Here is a 21924-nt window from a genome sequence, read left to right on the forward strand (position 1 = left end):
AGGTTAACCCTTCAATCCGGTCAGTTGAATACCCTCGATGAAATACCGCTGAGCGAAGAAGAATAACACGATCATGGGCACCATGCTCATGACCGAGGCGGCAATCAAGCGATCATAGAAGATTGTGCCGTACTGGTCATTGAAAAAATTGAGTCCGACCGATACGGGAAACAGATCCGGGCTGGAGAGGAAAATGAACGGTTCAAGGAAGCTGTTCCACGTCCACCAGAAGGTGAAGATAATCACGGTGGCGATGGCGGGTTTGCTCAACGGCACGATCACCCGCGCGATGATTTGCAGCGTACTGGCCCCGTCGATGCGCGCGGCGTCTTCCAGTTCGCGCGGGATCGTCGTGAAGAACTGGCGCAGCATGAAGATCAGAAAGGCGTTGCCGAAAAATGAACGCAGGAATAGGGGCCACAACGTATTGACCATGCCCAGATCGCGGAAGATCTCGTAAACCGGGACGAGCGTCACCGGGTACGGCAGCATCATCGTCCCCAGCAGCAAAACGAAGAAGAAGCTCTTGCCCGGCGCGCGCAGACGCGCGAACGCATAGGCGACGACAACGCATGACAGCACATGCCCTATGGTGTTCAGCACCACCAGCACGAATGAGTTGCGAAAGAAGACCGGGAAGTAGGTTTCGCCGACTTTCGTTTGCAGCGCCTCAACATAGCCGCTGAAATCGAGCTGCGGGTACATGGCACGTGACAGCACCGCCGGGTCGACGTCGAACGCCGCGCTAACGGCGGTGGTCGGTACGATCAGCGCCAAATCACGCGGATTGCCCACCAATGCGACGGAACGCGCCGCGTTGTCGTCGCTAAAGCCATCTTGAACCCGGAAGGGGATGCGGTTGAGTTGATCGCCGCGCGCGCTGGTCAGTCCGCCAAGTTGAGCCGCCCGCAGGGATGTCGCTTGGCTGACCGGGATCACGATGCTCGACTGTGTGCCGCTTACCAGCACGATTACTGGGGTTGTGACGTTATCGGCAGTGAAGGTTGCCCCTTGCATGGCTACCTCGTTGACGAGCACCGTCTGCTCGTTGGTAAGCTGCGTTCGGGGCGCGATGAAGGCGTAGGCGTCGAACTCGACTTCGTCGATCACCGGCTGCCATGACTCCTGCACCAGCACAATGAACTCACCATTCTGTCCTTCAACGGTGAACTGGGGCAGTTCGGTTTGCCCAACCGGGGCAAAGCCCGCGTCGGCCAGCTGTTCGACCGGCACGAGGAGCGCGGCAGCAGCGATCTCCGGTGAGCCGACGACCGTTTGCTGCGACTCGGGGCCGATGGGGATGATCTGACGGACACCCTCCGCCGTCTCGATCTCACGACCACGGAATTCCACCCCGGCGATTTCGGGCGACGCACGACCACCGGCGTTCACTTCATCCAGTGGCAACCGCAGCGCCGCGGCCTGAATATCCGCCACTTCCGCGACGATCAAGGTGTCGTCCTCGCCGCGTGCCAGCGCCACCACCTGTCGAGTCGTGCCTTCTGCCGTCCAGTCACGAACATTCAGCAGCAGGTCGCCAATCGTGGTCGACCGTGCCTCGCCGAGTTCGGCGGTCGGCGCGGCGATCACGTTGGAAAGCAGCGCGGCATCGACGACCGTGGTGTAGCGCCGCAGGCCGATTTGGATCACTTTTTCCGTCTGACCATCAATCTCCACTCGCCATAGGCTGAGCATCCGATTGGTACTGCCGACGCGCACTTCTTCCCAGTGCTGCGGAATCCAGATCGGCGGATCAGTGAAGATCTGCCAACCGGGCTTCAAACTGGCGGAGATCATCCACAACATGGGGAACAACATGAAGGCAGCGCCGAGCGCCAGAATAACGTAACTCGCAGCGTGGCGGATACCGTTTTGCCAGCTTTTGGAAGCGCGCACGATGTGCCAACGGTGAGCGGCGCGCCTGCGAATGGTGGATTGACTTGCGACATCCATAGCTCAGCGCACCTCCGCCTCATAGTAGACCCACGCCGTTGAAGACCGAATCACCAGCAGTGTGATCACCATGATGATGATGAACAGAATCCATGCCAGCGCCGAGGCGTAGCCCATCTGCGCCATCTGGAATGCCCGCTCATACAAATTCAGCATATAAAACAGGGTTGCATCGTTGGGACCGCCGCGCGTCAGCACCCACCCGACATCAAAAACTTGCAGTGCGGCGATGATCGCCAGCACGACATTGAAGAAGATCGTCGGGCTGAGCATGGGCAGAGTCACGTAGCGAAAGCGCGCCCAGTTGTTCGCGCCGTCAATCTCCGCCGCTTCGTACAGCACTTCGGGGATGCCCTTGAGTCCCGCCAGATAGATCACGATCTGTCCGCCAATCGTCCACCAGCTCATGAGAATGAGCGAGGGCAGCGCCCAGTTTTCGTCTAACAGCCAGTTTGGACCTTTGATGCCAAACACACCGAGCACCAGATTGAGCAGCCCACCTTCCGGGCGAAAGATGTACAGCCACAGGATGGCGACGGCAATGCTGCTGAGAATCGACGGGATGAAAAAGATGGTGCGCCAGAAATTGACGCCGCGTAGATTTTGTGACAGTACCATCGCCAGCGCCAGCGCGATGATCGTGCCGCCGGGCACACTGCCGAGCGCGAACAGCAGGGTGACTTTCAGTGACTGCCAGAAGTCCGCGTCACTGAAAATGCGTTCGTAGTTGCGTAGGCCGACCCAGACGGGTGCCGAGAGTAAATCATACGATGTGAACGACAGATACAGCGAACGCAGCATCGGATAAGCGAGGAAGCCTAGAAAGCCGATCAACCACGGGAGGATCAGCGCGTAGAACCAGAGTGCTTCCCGACGCGCCAGCGTGGAACCAGTATTCCTTTTTGGGGGACGTACAGCCATCACGGAAGTCCTTCACCTGTCGAGTGGGTGGCAAGGTGGGTCTTGACCGATAAGGGCAGGGGGTTACGCTGCCCGAAAGCCGCGCACCCCCTGTCCACATTATGCACAAGTTGATCGCTGATGCGATGTTACGGACGAGTGATCTCAGTCACCTGCACAGCAGGCTTTACGTCTGCCCGCCTTCAGCGAGGCACGCATCGGCGTCTGCCACCAGTGCATCAAGTTCCGCCTGAATATCGATCGCGTCACCGCCGTCCGCCAGCAGGCGTTTCATCAGGTCACTCGCCGGGGTGGCGACGCAGGTGCTGTAGTACGGTGAACGCAGTTCTTCCAGCGGGCCGAGGTGGTCGGTTTCGGCGATGAAGACGCTCCAGTACGGATCATCCTCGCGCTGCATTTCCTGTGAAACCACCGGATTGCCGCTGAGCGCCTTGAGAGCGAACACGCGCTGGCCGGGCTCGGTCGTCAGCCACTTCAGCAGCTCCCACGCGGCGTCAGGATTAGCGCTCTGGCCGGAGATGCCCCAACCCATCCACATGAGCACGCTCGCCCGGCCGCCGGGGCCAGTCGGAACGGGAACAACCTGCCATTCCAGATTCGGCGTTTCGTTGAACACATCCTGCCACCACGGGCCATGGAATGTCACACCGAGCGCGATCTTGCCATCCTGGAACATCTGCACACGACCGCCCTCGACGGCGCCGATTTCGGTGGCCGACGGCGCGACGTGGTATTCAAAGACCAGGTCACGATACCATTCGAGCGCCTCAACGGCCGCCTCGCTGTTGAGCAGTCCGGCGGTGCTGGTGCCGTCTTCGCTGATGGTCAGCGTGCCCCAGGCCTGCAGATAGCTCTGCATACCGCGCCACCAACCATCGTTGATGATATCAATGCCCCACTGGACAATGTTGTCGGGATCAAAGTCTGGGCTGGCCGCGTTGTTGCCGTTGGCATCCAGCGTCAGTTCCATGGCGATGTCGAGCGCGTCATCCCACGTCCAGCCCTCTTCAGGGTAGGCGATGCCAGCCGCGTCGAGCAGTGCCGTGTTGATGTAGAACGAACTGGTGCTGTAGTCCTTCGGCAGCGCGACGGGATGACCGTCGTAAAAGCCCTGTTCGTAGATCCCCTGATACACATCCTCGCCGATCGCAATCCCGTTATCGCCGGAAATGTACGGTTCGAGGTCGATGTACGCCTGACTGTCCGAGGCTTCCATGTACAGCGCCGCCCATTCGGGTGGATACGCCATCAGGTCCGGGCTCGTGCCCGCTGCTAGCCACGTCAGGCGACGAGTGTTCTGCTCATCGCCAATATTCGGCTCCAGCGCGACGTCGATGCAGGGATATTCCGCCTCAAAGGCTTCGATCACCTGATTCATGTATTCGACGCGGTCGCCACTGGACCAATCGTCGACCCGCAAAGCAACCGTTTCCCGCCCTTCACAGAAATCGTTCTGGGCGGCCACAGGAACAAGCGTCAGCGCCAGAAGCGCCAACACCACCAGCAGAATACTTTTGCGTACCATAGGTCTATACCTCTTTGCAAAGTAATCTAATCATTGAACTGCTACGATCTGTCTAAATCTTAGCGTCAAATTGTGTCAAGCGTCAATCATTTGGTTCTAGTCTAGGGAAAATTCCTATTTGACATGGACAACTGCTTTCTCATATAGTTAAAAGGTATAGACCTATCAAAGCACATTGTGCAGACTAAGTGGTATATGTCTGATTTATTAAGCAGAATTCCGGATGCTCCGCCGCTTCATGTCCAGGTCACCCGCATCCTCAAAGAACGCATCGTCAGCGGCGCGTGGATCAGCGGCAGCAGCATTCCCGCCGAGAAAGAACTGTGCGAAGAGTTCGGCGTTGCGCGGGGCACCATGCGCCAAGCGCTGCAAACGCTGGAGAGCGAAGGGTTTCTTCACCGCCAGCAGGGTCGCGGGACGTTCGTCATGTACACGCCGAACCAGCCGCCGTCCCGGCAGCTCGCGTTCGTCGTTCCATATGTGCGCGACTCCTCCCTTCCCGCCATTCTGATCGGGTTCCAGCAGGTCGCCGAACAGGCGAATTTCTCGGTCATCTTCAATCACGTCAACAACAGCATTGAGCAGCAAGAGCGCGTCCTGCGTAAACTCGTCGGCGATGGCACAGCCGGGATCGCGCTGTATCCGGTCGACTCGGAGACTCAGCCTGAGATCGAAGCGCTCGTCCGGGCACGCTATCCGCTGGTGCTGATCGACCGCTACCTGCGGGGCACTTCGACGGATTACGTGATGAGCGATCATTTTGGCGGCGCGCTGCGCGGGACTCACTATCTCCTCGCTCAGGGACACCGGCGCGTCGGCTTCGTGAGCTGGCTTTCACCGGCGGTCAGCATGGAGCATCGCTACCTTGCCTATGCTCAGGCGCTGCTGGAACGCGGTATCCCGGTCGATGCAGCGCTGGTCTGCCGCGTGGAAGGCTACCCGCTGATCGATCTCTCGCCGCTCTGCGACTACCTATCATCCCCCGGTCGCCCGACGGCGGTGTTCGCCGCGAATGACCAGATCGCCATCGCGCTGTACCGGGCGGCGGTGATTGTCGGTCTCGCCATTCCGAAAGACCTGTCCATTCTCGGCTTCGACAACCTCGACATGTCCGACCATCTCGACCCGCCGCTGACGACGCTGGCGCAGCCCTTCGTCGCCATCGGTCAGGAGGCGGCAAAGATTCTCATCCGGCGCGTCAAAGGCGACGGCGGCGCGCTTGAGCAAATCAGTCTGCCGCCCGAACTGGTGATTCGCAATTCATGCATCCGCCCAGAACCCGACAGCTAGCATCCAGTCCATTGAAACGAGAGGCTCAACCATGAACGAACCCTCGACCGCCCAGACCAATGAGCGCACCTTGCTCTACTACACCTTCGGCAACCACATGCATTGGGTGGATATGGAATGGCTGTGGGGCTATCAGGTCTTGCCGGACTCCCTGCGCGATATGCTCCACTTCTGCCGGGAGACAGGCGCCAAGGGCAACATCAACTTCGACGGCATCGGCTACGAGAAAATGGCGGTCGAAGCACCCGACGCGCTGCAAGAACTACGCGCCGCGCTGCAAGCGGGCACGCTGGAAGTCGTCGGTGCGTCGTATGGGCAGCCGTACGGCCTGTTTCATGGCGGCGAGTCGAATGTGCGCCAGCGCGTCTACGGTGTGCGCTCGGTGATGCGCCTGCTCGGCGTGCGCCCGAAGACTTTCTGGGAGGAGGAATTCGACTTCTTCCCGCAGCTCCCGCAGATGCTGCGCGGCGTCGGCTTCGAGTATGCGTCGCTGTTCTTCCAGTGGACGTGGCACACGCCCGAAGTCCCGCGCGAGACGATCCCAGCGGTGTGGTGGGAAGGCATGGATGGCAGCCGCCTGCTGACGTCGACGCGCAACGCGCTGAATCTGCACCAGTGGCCCGAAGACTTCGCCGGACTGCTCGACAGCCCAATCATCCATGAAATGCCCGTGCCGGGGATCGTCCAATGGCTCGAACTCATGCCCTCCCCCGATTGGATGTGCCGCTCCGAACTGCTGCTGCCGCAGCTCCACGCGCTCAAAGCCGATCCGCGCTTTGAGCTGCGCTTCGTCACGCTCTCGGAATATCTTGACCAAGCGCGCGCGCACGCCCAACCACGCCGCTACACGCTCGATGATGTCTTTCACGGCATGAGCCTCGGCAAGAACGGCGACTATTTTCGACGGTTGAGCCGCAAAACGGAGGAGGCGCTGCTCACTGCCGAGTCGCTCTCCGCGCTGGCAGGTTTGTTCGGGCGTCCATACCCCCATTGGGATGTCTACCCGACGTGGGAACTCGAAGAAGGGTGGCGCGAACTCCTCAGCGCGCAGCATCACGACAATGACGAGTGCGAAGGGTTGTGCGGGTTCGTCGGCGAAAATTCGTATCAACGCAGCCGCCGATTGAGTGAGGCCATATTTCAGCGCAGTCAGTCTCTGCTTATAGAACGCATTGGTCTCGCTCACGAACAAACGTTTGCGTACAACCCGCTCGGCTGGGAACGCCGCTTTGTTCGCATGACCGGAAACAACTACCAATTGACGACGGTGCCGCCGTTCGGCTACACGGTGTGCCATGACGAGCTTGTGCTGCCTTTTCCAGATTTCGATGAAACCGCATCGGAATTCATCGTCCGGCGGGGGGCGTTGACCGTCATAGTCGATAAACAGCGCGGCTTGATCACGCAGATTGCGAATGCCGATTTCCCCGATGGTGTGCTGGAGAAACCGCTGCTTCTGCTCGAAATGACCCACGGTGGGCAGGTCGAACGGTTTGAGAGCGCTGACGTGTCAATTTCGGGAGACTCGATCTTCATCTTCCGGCACGGAGCGGGAATTACCCTGCGCTTTGTGCTCACTCTTTATCCACTTGAGGAGGCGATTGACATCGAGTGCAAGTCAATGCCGACGATCCCGCGCCCCGATAACGGCGTGGCAGCGGCGCTCAAAATGCACCTTGCACTGCGACTCCCTGAAGGACGGCTGATTCATGATCACCCTTATGGCATGAGCGAAATCACCGCACAGGGTAAGATCTACAAGCGCAAGTATCCCACAGGCGAATGGATGACTTCCCCGCAGGTCTTTGAGGACGTGCACAATCCCTTTACTGCGTTGAGCCTGCTCGATTTTATGGGCGACAAACGCGGTGTGCTTCTCTTACATGACGGATCGCAAGCCTTCCTGCGCTGCGACACAAGCGCGGGAGTGCTGCACGTGGTGAATATCCTCAGCCTGTACGATGCCTGGGACGAAGATTATTTCGTGGATACCCTCGATCTTGGCTTCCGCCTGATACTGCATGGTGAGCTGGATCATGTGCAGCGCTGGAAGCTGGCGCAGGAATTCCGCCGTCCATTGGAATGGGTGACGAATTTTCGCAAGGATCAGCACCCTGTCCTCGACCAGCAGCTTGCCAACAAGCCGCCGCTGCCGCCGACTTTCAGCCCGGTGCAGTGTGAGTCTGCCTCGGTGGTCGTCACTGCGTTCTACCGTGAGTCCGAAGCGATCGCCAAAGATTTACCCGATTACGCCGGGAGCGGCATGGGCTTCCCGTACATCCTGCGGTTGGTGGAGTTCAACGGCGTCGAAGCGCCCGTGACTCTGCGCGTCGCGGGGAATGTCGGCGCGGCCTACAAGACCAACCTGCTCGGCGAAATCAGCGAACCTGTGACATTTACGCTCAGTGAGGATCAACTCACGAGCACGTGTCAGCTCACGCTCAAGCCACACGAGATCGCCACGCTGTACCTCGATCTCGAATGGGGGCGCAAACAGCCGCGCAACCTTGACGAACACCGCTCGGTCTGGGCGACCGTTCATCGCGTCGACGAGCAGCAGGAGAAGCCAGAATGACGCAGAAAGATCTGCTCGGCGTCGGCGTCATTGGCCTGCATGAGGGGCGCACACTGCTCGTCGCGCTCAATCACATCATCCCGGCGAATGTGGGTGCGCCCACCGAACAGGTCACCCGCGCCCCGCACGCCCGCGCCGTCGCCGGGTGCGATCTCCGCGAGGACAAAATCGCTGCCGCGCGCCGTGACTGTCCCGATCTGTTCTACACGACCGATTACGACGCCATGCTCAAGCGTGACGACGTCGATATCGTCGCCATTTACACCCCTGATCCGCTGCACGGCGATCACATTGTGCGGGCGTTTGACGCGGGCAAACATGTCATCTGCACCAAGCCGGTCGTCAACTCCGTCGAAGATGCGCGCCGCGTCCTGGAGGCGGGTCGCCGCACCGGACGCCAACTGCTCGTCGGGCAAAGCACGCGCTTTTTCGAACCGTTCCAGCGGCAGCGCGCCGCCTATGAAGCGGGCCAGATCGGCACACTGGAACTGCTCGACGCGCATTACATGCATCGCATGGACTGGTTTTATGACAAGAGCCCGTGGGCGACCGATCAAACCGATTGGGTCTATGCCGGGCTGAGTCATCCGGTGGATCTCGCCCGCTGGTATCTGGGGCGGATTGCGGAAGTTCAGGCTTACGGGCGGCAGTCGGCGCTGGCGCAGCAGTACCACGCGCAGTCGTTTGATATCTACACGGTCAATCTGCGCGCCGCCGACGGGCGCATCGGTCGGGTGCTCGGTCACTACGGCGTCCACGAACTGCCGTCGGCACGCAATGCCATTGAGCTGCTGCTGTATGGCACCGCTGGCAGCAGTCAGGCGCAGTATCACGATATGCGCTACCTCGCGACCCGACCGGACGGCGCGGAAATCCGCGAGGACTACCTCTACCACAAACGCGCCTATTACTTCAACAACGAAGTTCACGGCATGCACTACGGCGAATTTGCCAACTACACCGAATACTTCGCCCGCGCCTTGCTCGCCGACCGCCCGTACTCGCCGAACCTTGAAGAAGGGATCGAGACTTACTGCGTGATGGAAGCGATCAAGCAGTCGGCGCGCAGCGGACAGCCTGTCCCCCTTGCGCCGCTGCTCGCTGACGTCGGTCTCAGCCCTTGACGCCCGACAGCGAGATTCCCTCTACGAAATAGCGCTGGGCGAAGATATACACGATCAACACGGGCAGCATGACCACCACCGCGCCCGCCATCAGCAGCGGCCAGTTCGGCTGTAGGAAGGCGTTCGGGCGCGCGTTGAAGTACGCCAGCCCGAGTTCAAGTGTCCGCATGTGCTCCTGCCGCGCGATCAGCAAGGGCCACAGCAGTTCCGTCCATGTGCCCATGAACGTGAACACGCCGAGCGTAGTCAGCGCCGGACCGTTGAGCGGCAGAAAAATGCGCGTGTAGACCGTCCATTCGCTCGCTCCGTCAATGCGGGCGGCGTCCTGATAGTCACGCGGGACGCCCAGAAACGCCTGCCGGAGCAGAAAGATGCCGAACGCGCTCGAAATGCCGGGAACGATCAGCCCCTGATACGTATTGACCCACCCCATCCCGGCGATGATCAGGAACATCGGGATCAGGGTGATCTGAAACGGGATCATCATGGTGGCGAGGTAAAGGACGAAGATTTTGTCCCGTCCGATGAAGTTCAACCGGGCGAAGCCGTAAGCCGCCATCGAACACACGACCATCTGCCCGAACACGGTGCAGGCGGTGATGAAGAACGTATTCAGAAAATAGCGCACAAATGGCAGTTCAACGAACAGCGTGCGGTAGGCCGAGAAGTTGAATTCCGTCGGGAGGATCTGCGGGGGATAGCTGAATTCCGTCCCCGGCGACTTGAGTGAGGTCGAGATCATCCAGATGAATGGCACGACCATCGTCAGCGCGAAAGCGATCAGCACAATATAGCCAAGGATACTAAAAATCGTTCCGAGCGGCGTGCGTTTTTTCGTCATGACCGGAGTCCCCCTCAGTATAGGATTTCGTCGCTGCGGCGGCGCATGTAGACCAGTTGGAGCACCGTCGCGACAAAGATCACGGCGAACAGCACCCATGCCTGTGACGATGCATAGCCGAAGTCGAACGACTCGAACGCGCGCCGGTAAATGTGAAACACGGCGACATCGGTCGCGCCGAGCGGGCCGCCTTTCGTGATCACCCACACAGGAGAGAACACTTGAAACGATCCGATCACGCCGGTGATGGCGAGAAAGAAACTGGTCGGGGCGAGCAGCGGCAGCGTGATGCGCAGGAAGGCTTGCAGGCGGTTTGCGCCATCAATCGACGCCACCTCATACAGCTCGCGGGGAATCGACTGCAAGCCTGCCAACCAGATCACCATGCTGAAACCCGCGCTTTTCCAGATCGAGATGATCACCAGCGCAGGCATCGCCGTTGCTGGATTCCCCAACCAGTTGACGGGCGGCAGTCCGAGCAGCCCCAGCACGTAATTGACAATCCCGACGGACGGGTCAAGCAGCGTCAGCCAGATGATCGACACGGCGACCCACGACGAAATCACGGGCATGAAGAACAGCGTGCGAAAAATGTTTATGCCCTTCAGTTTCTGATTCATAATCAGCGCGATGCCGAGGCTGATCGCCATGCCGAACGGAACGGCGAGCGCCGTGTAATAGGCGCTGTTGAGCATCGCCTGCCAGAAGCGCCGGTCGCCGAGCAGAAACTGATAGTTTTCCAACCCGATATAGGGTGCGTCGGTGAACGTCGGGCGATCCCAATCGCGAAAAGACAGGAAGAAACTGAACACCAGCGGGATGAATAGAAACACAATCAGGTGTATCAGAGACGGCAAAATAAACAGATAACCAGCTTTCTCGTTCGACCGACTCCAGAAGCGCCTCCACGCATTTTGGACGAAATTTCCGGGCGGTGTCGAGCGAGGAGACGAAGCAGCATCGATCACGCGGCTCATGCAATTCTCCATCAATGGGGAAAGCCGCCAATTGGCGGCTTTCCATAACCTAGGGGAAGTTAATTAGCGGGACAGTTCGCGGTTGATTTCTTCGACGGCGGCAGCAACTTCCGTTTCCACGTCACCACCGGCCAGAATGCGTTCCATCATGGCGTCGAGGAGTTCTTCGACGGTCGGCCAGTTGGCGAAACGCGCGCCATAGGGTGGGCGTCCGAACTGGACTTCATTGACGAACACTTCTTCGATTTCCGGATACGGGTTATCCTGAGCAGCGGCTTCGGCGGCTGCCTGATTGCCGGAAATGGCAATCCCGGTGATCGCCTTGGTGTCCTGATAGCCGCGATCGGTCGCAGCGGCAATGAAGTCGCAGGCGGCCTGTTTTTCGGCATCCGTCAAGCTGGCATTGACCACGAAACCCGACGCATAGAAGACGGTCGCCTCTTGGGCGCTGGCGGGTTGGCTGAGGATGCCAAAGCTGCCCTCTTGGTAGTTGGCATTGGCGCGCAGACCGACCAGTTCCCAGTGACCACGGTCGAACATAGCAAATTCGCCGAGCAGGAAGCGGTCAAGGAAGCCCGCCTGCTGAATGAGCTGGTCGTAGACGGTTGGTTCCGGCGACACGCCGTATTCTGTCACCAAATCGCGCAGGAACGTGATGGCCGCAATCGACTCCGGCGAATCGAGGTAGCCGCTGACCGTCGAGCCATCCGGCGCAATCACATCACTGCCATTCTGCCACACGCGATACAGCCACTCGAACGCCCACTTGCGCACGCGGAAGCCCCACTGAACCACATTCGTTTCATCGAAGTCAGGATCGAGGCGGTTGCGTCCGGAAGAGTCGAGCGTCAGTTCTTGGCTGAGTTGAATCAGGTCGTCCCACGTCCAGTCAGCCGGCGGCGGTTCGACGCCAGCGCGTTCAAACGAGGCCGTATTGTAGTAAATCACCATCGGGGTGAAATCGTTGGGCAGCGCATAAATCGGGCCGTCAGCTTCCGGCTGCCAGATCGACAGCACCGTCGGGAAGAAGCGATCCAGATTGAGCGACGGCGTCAGTTCGAGGCACTCACGCAGATCCATCAGGTAGCCACCATCGACCAAGCGCGCAAAGGTTGACGCGTCCTGATTCCACACGTCAGGGGCTGTCCCGGCGGCGAGATCGACGAGGAGCTGCGTGTCAAATTCCGGCGGTGTCTCAAGGGCGTTAACATCTACGTTGGCATGCGCGGTTTCGAAATCGCTGATGAACGTCTGGTATGCCTCATCCAGCGGCGTTCCCTGCTCTTCAAGGGGGACGACGAACCCCATCACGTCCAGCGTGACTGGTTCCTGAGCATTGACCGAAAAAGCGACGACGAGAAGGATGCCGACGAAAACCAAAAGTGGGGTAGTACGTTTGGACATAATCTTTTTTCCTCAAAAACGCGCGAAAAACCGATACGAAAGAGCTTGGTACGGCTGCGGCGCAAAGATTCTCTTTGGGGAAGCTCTATGTAAAGGTTATCATTACTTACTCGGATTCGCCAATCCCTCCTATAAGCCCATGCGGGCTCAAACGAGGGCAAATATTGACAGGTGGTAACTTACTATGCAGTTTTTCAGTTTCGATCCCAATAACCCTGTATTTCGGATCCAAGATTGGGCACTGAGCCTCCAGATCATTACGCTGGAAAATGTCTACGGACTCGATCCGGACGGGATACACCGCACTGAGCACGAAGACAGCGCATCATTGAGCTGTATCGGACTGCGCTGGGGCGGTGGTCAGCAGCCCGCACCGGGAAGTCTACACCTGACCGCCCGTTTCGAGCCAGAGGGGCTGCGTGTGCAGATCAAAGCGCAAGCTCCAGAGCCAATCCGCGCGGTGAAAATTCTGATTAGGCATCTGGCGCCAGTCACAGCGCTCGACCAGTTTGATGACGAACGCGCCATCCCGCCGGAAGGTCTGCTTGACCGTTACCCCAACCAACTGCGCCTTCCGCTCCTGTGCGTGCGCCAGCTAGACGGGATCACACTGGGTTTCCGCTGGGAAGACGCCGAACACCGCTCCAAGCGCTTTGCGGTCTATCTTGAGCGCTTTGGCGACGACTACACCGTCGAATGTATCCATGAGGAAGATGCCCGTCATTTCGCCACACAGATCGAGGTACCCGACTGGATTATTGCTCGCGTGGATGATCCTACTGCCTTTCGTGCTGCTCAGCTTACATTCAACGAACGTCAAGCGGGGCTCAAGCGCTGGGAAGAGCGCACGGATGTGCCGGATTGGGCGCGCCAACTCCGCCTCGTCGTGACGCTTCACGGCATGCACTGGTCGGGTTATACCTTCAATACCTACGCGCAGATGATCGACATCCTACGCTACGTCGCGACGCGCATCGATGGCTCGCAGGTGCTCGCCTATCTGCCGGGTTGGGAGGGACGCTACTACTGGCAGTACGGGGACTATCGTCCCGATCCGCTGCTCGGTGGGGAAGCGGGTTTTACGGCACTGTGTCAGACGGCGCGTGAACTGGGAGTCCACCTGATGCCCATGTTTGGCGCGAACTGTGTCAACTCCTGGAAGTCAAATTATCATCTGTTTGGCCCGTCGTCACATATGAAGACGGCAACCCGCAACGTGTTTCATGGTAATCAACCGGATTGGGATACCAGCCGCACTCAGGATACGGGCTGGCAGGCGTGGCTCAACCCGGGTGCCCCTGCTTGGCAGCGTGAACTGATACGCCAGATCAATCAATTACTCGATCAATACGACCTGCACGCCGTCTTCCTCGACACTGTTGAAGTCTGGGTTAATGATCCCGACTTCAACCTGCTGGAAGGCTATCGACAGCTCGTTGGTGAACTGCGTCAGGCACGCACCGATCTTTTAGTGACAGGTGAAGATTGGTATGACGGGTTGCTGCCGCTCTTTCCGGTTTTCCAGCGGACGACGAAGTGGCGGCAGACGCCGGATTGGGTCGGGCGCTACGCCCGTTTGATGGGGCACATCGCCGATAGCGAACCAGCGCGGGGCAGCACTGGCGTCTTTGAGTCCGGCTACGCTCCGTATGAACGACTGCCGGATCAGCCCCACTATTTGCCAACGATCGCATTCGTCGACGGGACGCTCGAACAGGCCAGAGAGGAGATTGACGCCATAATCGGGTTAGCTCACGGCTGAAGCCGATCTAAGATTACTAAAGTAGGTTCTCGAAAGAACGCCAAGCACGGATGTAGGGGCGCACCTATGTGTGCGCCCGAAAATGGGCAGACACATAGGTCTGCCCCTACACGAAGATTTTCGAGAAGGTGTTTAAGCCAATGACCGTTTCAGCCAAAGGACAAAGCACCCGGTAAGTGCGTCGAATGCCGTGAAAACGGGTTACCTGTCCGTCTTGGGCTGTTGCGGACGCGATACAGCGGGTGTCATTGGTAGGGACGAGGCATGAGGCTATTTCAGAATTGGTCAGAATATTCAACCTCACCCTGCTTGCTGCGCAAGCCGTCCCTCTCCGGGGGAGAGGGACACCACCCGCCGTGTCCTTGCCCCTCGCCCTTTGGAGAGGGGCGGTTGAGCGAAGCGAAACGGGGTGAGGTTAGACAAACTGCCGATTGTGAAATGACTTCATGCCTTGTCCGTTCGCAGCGGACAGCGCAGGCGCTGTCCCTACGATCTCCGGATTCATAAGTATGAGCCGTAAGAATTTGGCAAGATATTTATTGTACAATCGTCGCCATGGGAAAACACACAACTATCTGTATCATCGATGACGAGATTACCCTGCGTGAAGTGGTGCGTCGCTATCTGGAACTCGACGGGTTTCAGGTGATCGAGGCAGAATCTGGTCCGCAGGGCTTACAAGTATTGCGTGAAAACCCGGTCGACTTGATTCTGCTCGATATCATGCTCCCCGGTCTGGATGGGTTCACGTTCATGCGTGTTCTGAAACATTCCGGTGAATACACGGTGCTCGACGTGCATGGTGCTGTTCCGGTGATCATCCTGACTTCACGCGGGGACGAGAAAGATCGTATCACTGGGTTTGAGTTGGGCGTCGATGATTACGTCGTGAAGCCCTTCAGCCCGCGCGAACTCGTCGCGCGGGTGAAAGCGGTGCTGCGCCGTACACGAAGCGGTCAAGACGAGGTGCTCGACAAGACCATCGAGTTCGGCCAGTTATCCATCGATCCGTTGCGGCGCATGGCACGTTTCGGCGATCACCAGCTCACCCTAACAGCACGCGAGTTTGACTTACTCTGGATGCTCGCGTCACATCCTCAGCAAGTCTTTACCCGTGAACAACTGCTGGATCGGGTGTGGGGGGGTGACTACTACGGTGATGACAGCACCGTGACCGTCCACATTCGCCGTCTGCGCGAGAAGTTGGAGCCTGATGCGTCAAATCCAACCATCATCCAGACGGTATGGGGGGTAGGGTACAAATTTGAACCACCAGACTCGGACTAATCTTCTGTATCCGTTGGTGCTGCTCGTCGGCATGCTGAGTGCCCTCGCGATCAGTTTGGAAATTGTCGTCGTTAACCTCAATCCACCTCAAAGCGATATCCAGCTGCTCCTCCTCTTTATGCTCGGGAGCGGCAGCGTGAGCGTTGCCAGCGTTTTTCTGCTCACTAAGTTCGGCTTACTCGAACAGTTCAACAGTATGCGCTGGACACTGCTGGCGAACATCATTCTGCTGGTCACCTTGATCATCCTGAATGTGTGGCTGACGGCGCAGCTCATGTTCATCAGCGAACACGATTTTGTTCTGACCATGGCGCTCCTGATTTTTGCAGGGGCGATCAGCGCGATCTCGGTGTTTTTCATCGCGAGTACCTGGATCAACCGCATTTATCAACTCGGGAATGCGGCCAAGCTCCTGCAGTCGGGCGATCTTCGGGCGAAACTTCCCGTACGGGGAAGGGACGAATTGGCGCAGCTCACCAACTCGTTCAACCATATGATTGACGGCCTACAGGCGATTGAGCTGCAAAAGCAGGAATTGGAACAGACCCGCCGCGACCTGGTCGCGTGGGTGTCACACGATCTGCGCGCCCCCCTCGCCAACATCCGGGCCATGAATGAAGCGATTCTCGATGGGGTAGTCTCCGACCCGCAGACTGTCCACCGGTACATCGGAACGGTTCAAAAGGAACTGTTTCATCTGAGCAAAATGATTGACGATCTGTTTGACCTCGCCCAGTTGGATGCCGGCGATTTTGTCCTCCACTGCCAACCCACGTCGCTGCGTGACATGATCTCTGATGCGCTGGGAAGTATGAACGCCAAGGCTGAAGGACGCAGTGTCCGACTTGATGGATCGTTAGAGACAGGCATTGACCTCGTTAAGATTGCTCCCGAAAAGATTCAGCGGGTGCTGCACAATCTGCTGACGAACGCGTTGGAACACACCCCAAACGGCGGTGCTATTTCTATCCGCGCCCGCCGTATCCCGGACGCAGTCGAAGTCAGCGTCCATAACACAGGCAGCTTCATTCCGACTGCCGACCTACCCTACGTTTTCGAAAGCTTCTTTCGCAGCGAACCGTCTCGCGCTCAGTACGGAGGCAGACGTGGAACGGGGTTAGGGCTGGCAATTGTGCGTGGTTTTGTCGAAGCACACGGCGGCCAGGTATACGTCGAAAGCAGTCGTGAGGCGGGTACCACCTTTCGCTTCACCATTCCATCCCCGCTGTAAGGAATTCGCAAGAATTCTGTCACCTCTCCGCAAGAATTGTTTTCTAAGCTCCTGATCGTAGACGGGCATTAGCGTTCCGTCCGCTAGTTAATCAGGAGATAGATGATGAAACGGGTTCTGTTGATCGCTGCGTTTGCGCTCGTTCTCTCGGCTTTCGTCGGTTTTTCCTCCCGCACCGCTCAGGCACAAGATGACATGATGACCCACACGTGCGATTCAACGCTGATCGCACTGCTCTACATCGCCGAACACGACTACGGCTTCCACGCGATGTCCGTCGACGTCTCCACCTTCGAAAAAGGGCAGTACGCGCCGCTCTTCGACGAGATGATGGCGATGATGGGCGAGGAAGCGATGGGTGATGACATGATGGCGACGGAAGAAGCCATGATGGGCACCGAGGAAACCATGATGGGCGATATGGTCATGCTCACTCCCGGACACGTGGAAGGCGAAGATCCTGCCTGTACGGCGCTGCGCGATGAGCTCGACGCGTTCCTCTACACCACGCTCAGCGAAGGCATGATGATGGAATCCGGCAGCTAGGACGCCCCTCCGAGGCCGGGGACGCCGCAAGGGTCCCCGGCCATGATCTGAAAGGTAAACTCATGCGCAGGCTCTCTATACCCATCACGCTGCTGGTGGCATTTCTCCTGACCTTCCCGCTGGTGGCCGTGTTATATCTCGCTGCTGTTCTGATCGGCGTGGCCTTTCCACCCTTCAACCTGTTTGATCTGGTCGCACGCCTGCTGCCCGGCAATCTCCTCACGTTCGGCATCGACCTCATGGTCGACTCGATTCGTGCGCTCAATCTCGGTGCAACCGACGATACCGCCAAACTCGCAGAACAGACGATGGCGGTGGCGATGTTTGCTGGAATCACGCTGGGGGCGGCGCTGATTTACTTACAGACAGCGCCCGGCCTGTTGGCACGGAGTGCAACCTTTTCGCGTGATTCCCGCTTGTCCGGCATCGTGTTCGGGCTGGTGTTCGGCACGCCCTTCCTGCTGATCAGCCTGTCATTGGATCGGGCGGCTACCGCGCCAACTCTGGCGACCGCTGTATGGCTGATCGCCGCCTTTGGGCTGTGGGGGCTGGTGCTGGGGCAAACCCTGTACCTTCTCACACGCCAGATGCCAGAACCAACGCGCGAAGCTGGGGTTACGCCGCTGTCGCGCCGCCAGTTCCTCATCCAGATCGGCGGCGCTGCGGCGACCATAACCTTGTTCGGAACTGGACTCGCGGCGCTGATCAACAGCAGCCGCGCTACGGCGACGGAACTGCTCAGCGCCAGCGGCGATATCGCGGCGCGGCTGCCCAACGCCAATGATCCGGTCCAGCCTGCGCCCGGCACGCGCCCCGAATACACGCCGCTCGGTCAGCACTACCGCATCGACATCAACACAGGCAGCGGACCGGCGCTCGACGAAGAAACGTATCGCCTTGCGGTGAACGGTCTGGTCGAAGCACCGCTCGAACTCACGCTGGAAGAAATCCGCGCGCTGCCGTCGATGGAACAGTTTGTCACCATGTCGTGCATTTCCAACCGGCTCGCGGGAGATTTGATCAGCACGACGCTGTGGATGGGAACGAGTATGCAAAACCTGCTCGACCTTGCCCGTCCACTGCCTGAAGCGACGCACATCAAGATCACCGCGGCGGACGGATTTGATGAGTATGTCGATCTGGCGACCATCCGCGGGGACGAAACCGTTATGCTGGCCTGGGCGTGGGATGGGCAAGCTTTGACCCAGCGGCACGGTTTCCCGCTGCGCATCCACATCCCGAATCACTATGGTATGAAGCAGCCCAAGTGGATCACGGGGATGGAATTCGTCTCAGAGTGGGGCGAAGGCTACTGGGTGCGGCGTGGCTGGGATCGCGATGCCTTGGTGCGCGCGACCTCCGTAATCGATACTGTCGCCGTAGATATGATGGTGATCGATGCTGCCGAGAACCGCTTTGTCCCAATTGGTGGAATTGCCTGGGCAGGCACGCGCGGCATTGCACAGGTCGAGGTTCAAGTTGATGGTGGCGCATGGCAAGATGCGCAGCTGCGACGGCCATTGTCCGACCGCGCCTGGGTGATATGGCGCTACGACTGGCAATTTGAGCCGGGCGAACACACGTTTGCTGTGCGCTGCGTCGAGGCAGATGGTACGCCGCAAATCGAAACCGTCGAGGGAGTACGTCCGAGCGGTGCGACCGGGATTCACTCTGTTTCCGAAACCCTATAACCAACCGCGTCCACAGACTATAGTGGGGCAATCATACTGGTAGCCGATAAACCTATCCAAGGAGAATTCCAGCAGCGTCACGCTAGTACTGATGATTGACACCGGATAGGATCGACATAGAACCCAAGCGCTTGGATTAGGCGGAGGCCCCCCGCAGTTTCTACCGCAACGTCTATCCGGTTTTTGGAATTCAGTTTCTTGCGCCTAATCTCGGGGAGTCCGGCTTCGCCTTGAGTAACGTCCAGTTCCTTGAACCGGTAGCAGCTCTCCCGGGAGTCACCCATGACTTGGGAGGCTTCGATCGCAGTTCCCAGCGTCTCTGCCGGTTTCAGCAGTGCCAACTTCGGCTTGATGATCTGCTCTCCATGCGCCAATCTGACACTCTCCCTTCCCTCTCAGTTTACCCAGAGTGTCAGATGTAGTCTGTCAATTTCACATTTGGCCACAGGGAAGGCCAGATCAGACAGTCGGTGCTCATAACCTGTCCTCATCAGCAAACGTCACCGAAACGACTGCACTTTACAAAGCCTCGTGATCTTATTGCATTCATCCTTTGGACGGTGAGCGGTATCCTAAAGGACACTCTTCCGCTCCTTGCCACTAGCTATGCTCAGTTTGGGTCCTATAATCGGCACATGTCGACGACTTACCAAGAGCAAAGTACTATGAATCTGGATCCCCTTCGTGATCTACGGCGGCGGCCTTTCGTTTCCGAAAACGCTGTCCTGCTCTCACTTGCCGTAGGTGTAGGTTTGGCCACAGGGATCGCCATCTGGGCATTTGATCACGGAATCGAGTTCTTTCACTGGCTATTCCAGGAACTACTGGCCGAAGATATCCTGCATGGCATCGTCGGCCCAGCCGCAGTGATCATCTCACTGACATTGGCGGGTCTCATTGTCGGTTGGATCATGCAGCGCTTTGTTGGAGAAGAACGGCATCATGGCGTTGCCGGCATCATGGAGTCAGTCGCGCTCTCCGGCGGTCGACTACGTTACTGGCGCATGCCCTTCAAAGCAGTCGCGTCTGCCCTGTCACTAGGAGCTGGCGCATCCGTCGGCCCTGAGGACCCCAGCGTTCAAATTGGCTCCAACATCGGTTCGTTTTTGGGGCAGCGCCTGCGCATGTCCGATGAGCGCATCAAGCTGCTGGTGGCCGCAGGCGCTGCCAGCGCAATCGCCGCTGCATTTCGTGCACCAATCGCTGGCGTGTTCTTCGCGCTGGAAATCGTGCTCAACGGGCAGTTCGGCACCGGATCGTTCGGCATCGTGGTACTTTCAGCGGTCGTATCTTCCGCCTTCATGCAGGCGATAGGCACCCCGCGCACGCTGATTACCTTTACACATTACCAATTGGGCGGTGTTGGGAATATCGCGCTGTTTGCGATCCTCGGTCTGCTGCTCGCGCCTGTTTCGATTCTGTTCATCCGTCTGGTTTACTGGCAGCACGATGTTTGGCATCATTACGGAGCAAGACTTCCCCGCCCGTTCAAGACCGCGCTAGCGGGCGCGCTGGTCGGCATCGTCGCCCTATTCCTGCCACAGATTATGGGTCCTGGACGCGATTTCATGGTGGAAGTACTGAACAGCGGAAGTGGCGGGGAATTGGCGTTCGGCTTCCTCATCGTGCTCGGCTTGGCCAAGCTGCTGATGACGACGGTAAGCATGGCAGGCGGATTCGTCGGAGGGATCTTCGCTCCGTCGCTGTTCGTCGGGACAATGCTCGGCGGCGCCTTTGGTCGTCTTTTGGGGCAAGTCTTGCCTCTCGAAGGCTTGAGTAATCCGCAAGGTTTTGCAATTGCGGGGATGGCAGGCATGATGGCAGGCGTCGTGCGCGCACCGATTACCGGGATCATGCTGGTCTTTGAACTCACACAGGATTTTCGCCTAGTCCTCGCGATCATGCTCACCTCGGCGATCTGCATTCTGGTTGCAGAACGGATTCAGCCGAGTGGCGTCTACACGCTCGGCCTTCTGCGCAAGGGCGTGCGCCTGCAGCAGGGACGCGATCTGGATATTATGCAGAGTCTGCGCGTCGCTGACGCTATGAAGACCCCAGCTTACACCATCCAAATGGATGCTCCACTTGTAGAACTACGGGACACGCTACGCACCAGAGGTGCACGGGCGCTGTGCGCGGTGAATAACGCGGGCGAACTGCAAGGTATTGTTACCTTGAGCGATTTACAGCAGGCATACGAGCAAGAGCTTCCACAAACGCGGCGGGTCGCAGATATTTGTACACGCGACGTGATAACAGCATCGCCGGACGAACCGCTTTCGGATGTCATGCGGCGTTTAGGGGAGCGTGATCTCTGGGGACTACCCGTATTGCAGAAACACACCCGCCTGCCCATCGGCATTATCAACCGCCCTGCTATCCTGCAGGCCTACAGCCGTGCGGTCGCCAGAAAAGCGGAAGAACAGCATACACTCGAACAAACTCGACTACGACTTACGGGAGCACATGTAGTGGATTGCCGTGTACCCGTTGGTAGTGGCCTGATCGGCAAGCGACTGCGTGATATCAATTTGCCCAACGATTGTGTAATTGCCTCGATTCGACGCGGCAGCCAGCTGATAGTTCCTCGCGGTGACACGCGGATTCACGAGAGTGATGTGCTAACAGTGGTCACAACGTCATCTGCCGAAATCAGACTTCGCCAGATTCTGGATCAAAACACGGACTAATCTCGTTCTGTTTCAGTTTTCGCCAGGGCACCCGCGTGCGGGCCGGCGGGGGGGCGGGGGGGGGGGGGGCGGGGCCCCGGGGGGCCCCGCGCGCCGGGCGGCGGGGG

Annotated in this window: 15 protein-coding genes; 9 read left to right on the top strand and 6 right to left on the bottom strand. The window is 58.5% G+C overall.

The genetic code is table 11. The features are described from left to right. Window positions 1-3: 3 nt before the first annotated feature. The 3 genes from IPK17_RS30125 to IPK17_RS30135 all read right to left on the bottom strand — a co-directional run bounded on the left by IPK17_RS30125 (window position 4) and on the right by IPK17_RS30135 (window position 4399). Window positions 4-1953 carry a carbohydrate ABC transporter permease gene (locus IPK17_RS30125; RefSeq protein WP_343421400.1) on the bottom strand — a complete coding sequence of 650 codons (1950 nt, stop codon included), beginning with the start codon at window positions 1951-1953 and terminating at the stop codon, window positions 4-6. A 3-nt stretch (window positions 1954-1956) separates the two neighbouring features. Next, the gene (locus tag IPK17_RS30130) at window positions 1957-2874 is read right to left on the bottom strand and encodes a carbohydrate ABC transporter permease (protein ID WP_343421401.1); all 918 of its coding nucleotides are present in this window, start codon (window positions 2872-2874) and stop codon (window positions 1957-1959) included. 166 nt (window positions 2875-3040) lie between these two features. Beyond that, window positions 3041-4399, bottom strand: coding sequence for an ABC transporter substrate-binding protein (locus tag IPK17_RS30135; RefSeq protein WP_343421402.1), 1359 nt, complete (start codon window positions 4397-4399; stop codon window positions 3041-3043). A 195-nt stretch (window positions 4400-4594) separates the two neighbouring features. On the opposite strand from IPK17_RS30135, the gene IPK17_RS30140 reads away from it, so the two are divergent. The 3 genes from IPK17_RS30140 to IPK17_RS30150 are packed head-to-tail and all read left to right on the top strand — an operon-like array spanning window position 4595 to window position 9388. Then, window positions 4595-5689: a GntR family transcriptional regulator gene (locus IPK17_RS30140; protein WP_343421403.1), complete on the top strand. Its 1095-nt coding sequence runs from the start codon at window positions 4595-4597 to the stop codon at window positions 5687-5689. A 31-nt stretch (window positions 5690-5720) separates the two neighbouring features. Next, window positions 5721-8264, top strand: a complete 2544-nt coding sequence (locus IPK17_RS30145) for a glycoside hydrolase family 38 N-terminal domain-containing protein (RefSeq protein ID WP_343421404.1) — start codon at window positions 5721-5723, stop codon at window positions 8262-8264. Further along, window positions 8261-9388: a Gfo/Idh/MocA family protein gene (locus IPK17_RS30150; protein WP_343421405.1), complete on the top strand. Its 1128-nt coding sequence runs from the start codon at window positions 8261-8263 to the stop codon at window positions 9386-9388. The genes IPK17_RS30145 and IPK17_RS30150 overlap by 4 nt, the downstream gene beginning before the upstream one ends. On the opposite strand, the gene IPK17_RS30155 is transcribed toward IPK17_RS30150, so the two are convergent. The 3 genes from IPK17_RS30155 to IPK17_RS30165 form a co-directional block, all read right to left on the bottom strand. Next, a complete protein-coding gene (locus tag IPK17_RS30155; RefSeq protein ID WP_343421406.1) occupies window positions 9378-10229 on the bottom strand; it encodes a carbohydrate ABC transporter permease in 852 nt (283 codons plus the stop codon). The two genes, IPK17_RS30150 and IPK17_RS30155, sit on opposite strands and share 11 nt — an antisense overlap. Before the next feature lie 14 nt (window positions 10230-10243). Then, on the bottom strand, window positions 10244-11206 hold the full coding sequence (locus IPK17_RS30160) for a carbohydrate ABC transporter permease (RefSeq protein WP_343421407.1): 963 nt from the start codon (window positions 11204-11206) through the stop codon (window positions 10244-10246). 63 nt (window positions 11207-11269) lie between these two features. Next, window positions 11270-12610, bottom strand: coding sequence for an extracellular solute-binding protein (locus tag IPK17_RS30165; RefSeq protein WP_343421408.1), 1341 nt, complete (start codon window positions 12608-12610; stop codon window positions 11270-11272). 184 nt (window positions 12611-12794) lie between these two features. On the opposite strand from IPK17_RS30165, the gene IPK17_RS30170 reads away from it, so the two are divergent. From IPK17_RS30170 to IPK17_RS30195, 6 genes are all read left to right on the top strand, one after another. Next, window positions 12795-14372, top strand: coding sequence for an alpha-amylase family protein (locus tag IPK17_RS30170; protein ID WP_343421409.1), 1578 nt, complete (start codon window positions 12795-12797; stop codon window positions 14370-14372). A 555-nt stretch (window positions 14373-14927) separates the two neighbouring features. Beyond that, window positions 14928-15659 carry a winged helix-turn-helix domain-containing protein gene (locus IPK17_RS30175; protein WP_343421410.1) on the top strand — a complete coding sequence of 244 codons (732 nt, stop codon included), beginning with the start codon at window positions 14928-14930 and terminating at the stop codon, window positions 15657-15659. Beyond that, window positions 15637-16890, top strand: coding sequence for a sensor histidine kinase (locus tag IPK17_RS30180; RefSeq protein ID WP_343421411.1), 1254 nt, complete (start codon window positions 15637-15639; stop codon window positions 16888-16890). Before IPK17_RS30175 ends, IPK17_RS30180 begins: the two co-directional genes overlap by 23 nt. A 102-nt stretch (window positions 16891-16992) precedes the next feature. Further along, window positions 16993-17436 carry a hypothetical protein gene (locus IPK17_RS30185; protein ID WP_343421412.1) on the top strand — a complete coding sequence of 148 codons (444 nt, stop codon included), beginning with the start codon at window positions 16993-16995 and terminating at the stop codon, window positions 17434-17436. Between the two features lie 62 nt (window positions 17437-17498). Next, window positions 17499-19127, top strand: a complete 1629-nt coding sequence (locus IPK17_RS30190; protein WP_343421413.1) for a molybdopterin-dependent oxidoreductase — start codon at window positions 17499-17501, stop codon at window positions 19125-19127. A 665-nt stretch (window positions 19128-19792) separates the two neighbouring features. Further along, a complete protein-coding gene (locus IPK17_RS30195; RefSeq protein WP_343421414.1) occupies window positions 19793-21817 on the top strand; it encodes a chloride channel protein in 2025 nt (674 codons plus the stop codon). The last annotated feature ends 107 nt before the right edge of the window (window positions 21818-21924 follow it).

Source organism: Candidatus Flexifilum breve, from assembly GCF_016713355.1.

What these genes read in the sequence shown, in the direction of transcription:
- IPK17_RS30185 (WP_343421412.1), top strand. Translation starts at nt 16,993, where the DNA reads ATGATGAAACGGGTTCTGTTGATCGCTGCGTTTGCGCTCGTTCTCTCG.
- IPK17_RS30190 (WP_343421413.1), top strand. Translation starts at nt 17,499, where the DNA reads ATGCGCAGGCTCTCTATACCCATCACGCTGCTGGTGGCATTTCTCCTG.
- IPK17_RS30170 (WP_343421409.1), top strand. Translation starts at nt 12,795, where the DNA reads ATGCAGTTTTTCAGTTTCGATCCCAATAACCCTGTATTTCGGATCCAA.
- IPK17_RS30195 (WP_343421414.1), top strand. Translation starts at nt 19,793, where the DNA reads ATGAATCTGGATCCCCTTCGTGATCTACGGCGGCGGCCTTTCGTTTCC.
- IPK17_RS30125 (WP_343421400.1), bottom strand. Translation starts at nt 1,953, where the DNA reads ATGGATGTCGCAAGTCAATCCACCATTCGCAGGCGCGCCGCTCACCGT.
- IPK17_RS30175 (WP_343421410.1), top strand. Translation starts at nt 14,928, where the DNA reads ATGGGAAAACACACAACTATCTGTATCATCGATGACGAGATTACCCTG.
- IPK17_RS30145 (WP_343421404.1), top strand. Translation starts at nt 5,721, where the DNA reads ATGAACGAACCCTCGACCGCCCAGACCAATGAGCGCACCTTGCTCTAC.
- IPK17_RS30160 (WP_343421407.1), bottom strand. Translation starts at nt 11,206, where the DNA reads ATGAGCCGCGTGATCGATGCTGCTTCGTCTCCTCGCTCGACACCGCCC.
- IPK17_RS30140 (WP_343421403.1), top strand. Translation starts at nt 4,595, where the DNA reads ATGTCTGATTTATTAAGCAGAATTCCGGATGCTCCGCCGCTTCATGTC.
- IPK17_RS30130 (WP_343421401.1), bottom strand. Translation starts at nt 2,874, where the DNA reads ATGGCTGTACGTCCCCCAAAAAGGAATACTGGTTCCACGCTGGCGCGT.
- IPK17_RS30155 (WP_343421406.1), bottom strand. Translation starts at nt 10,229, where the DNA reads ATGACGAAAAAACGCACGCCGCTCGGAACGATTTTTAGTATCCTTGGC.
- IPK17_RS30135 (WP_343421402.1), bottom strand. Translation starts at nt 4,399, where the DNA reads ATGGTACGCAAAAGTATTCTGCTGGTGGTGTTGGCGCTTCTGGCGCTG.
- IPK17_RS30165 (WP_343421408.1), bottom strand. Translation starts at nt 12,610, where the DNA reads ATGTCCAAACGTACTACCCCACTTTTGGTTTTCGTCGGCATCCTTCTC.
- IPK17_RS30150 (WP_343421405.1), top strand. Translation starts at nt 8,261, where the DNA reads ATGACGCAGAAAGATCTGCTCGGCGTCGGCGTCATTGGCCTGCATGAG.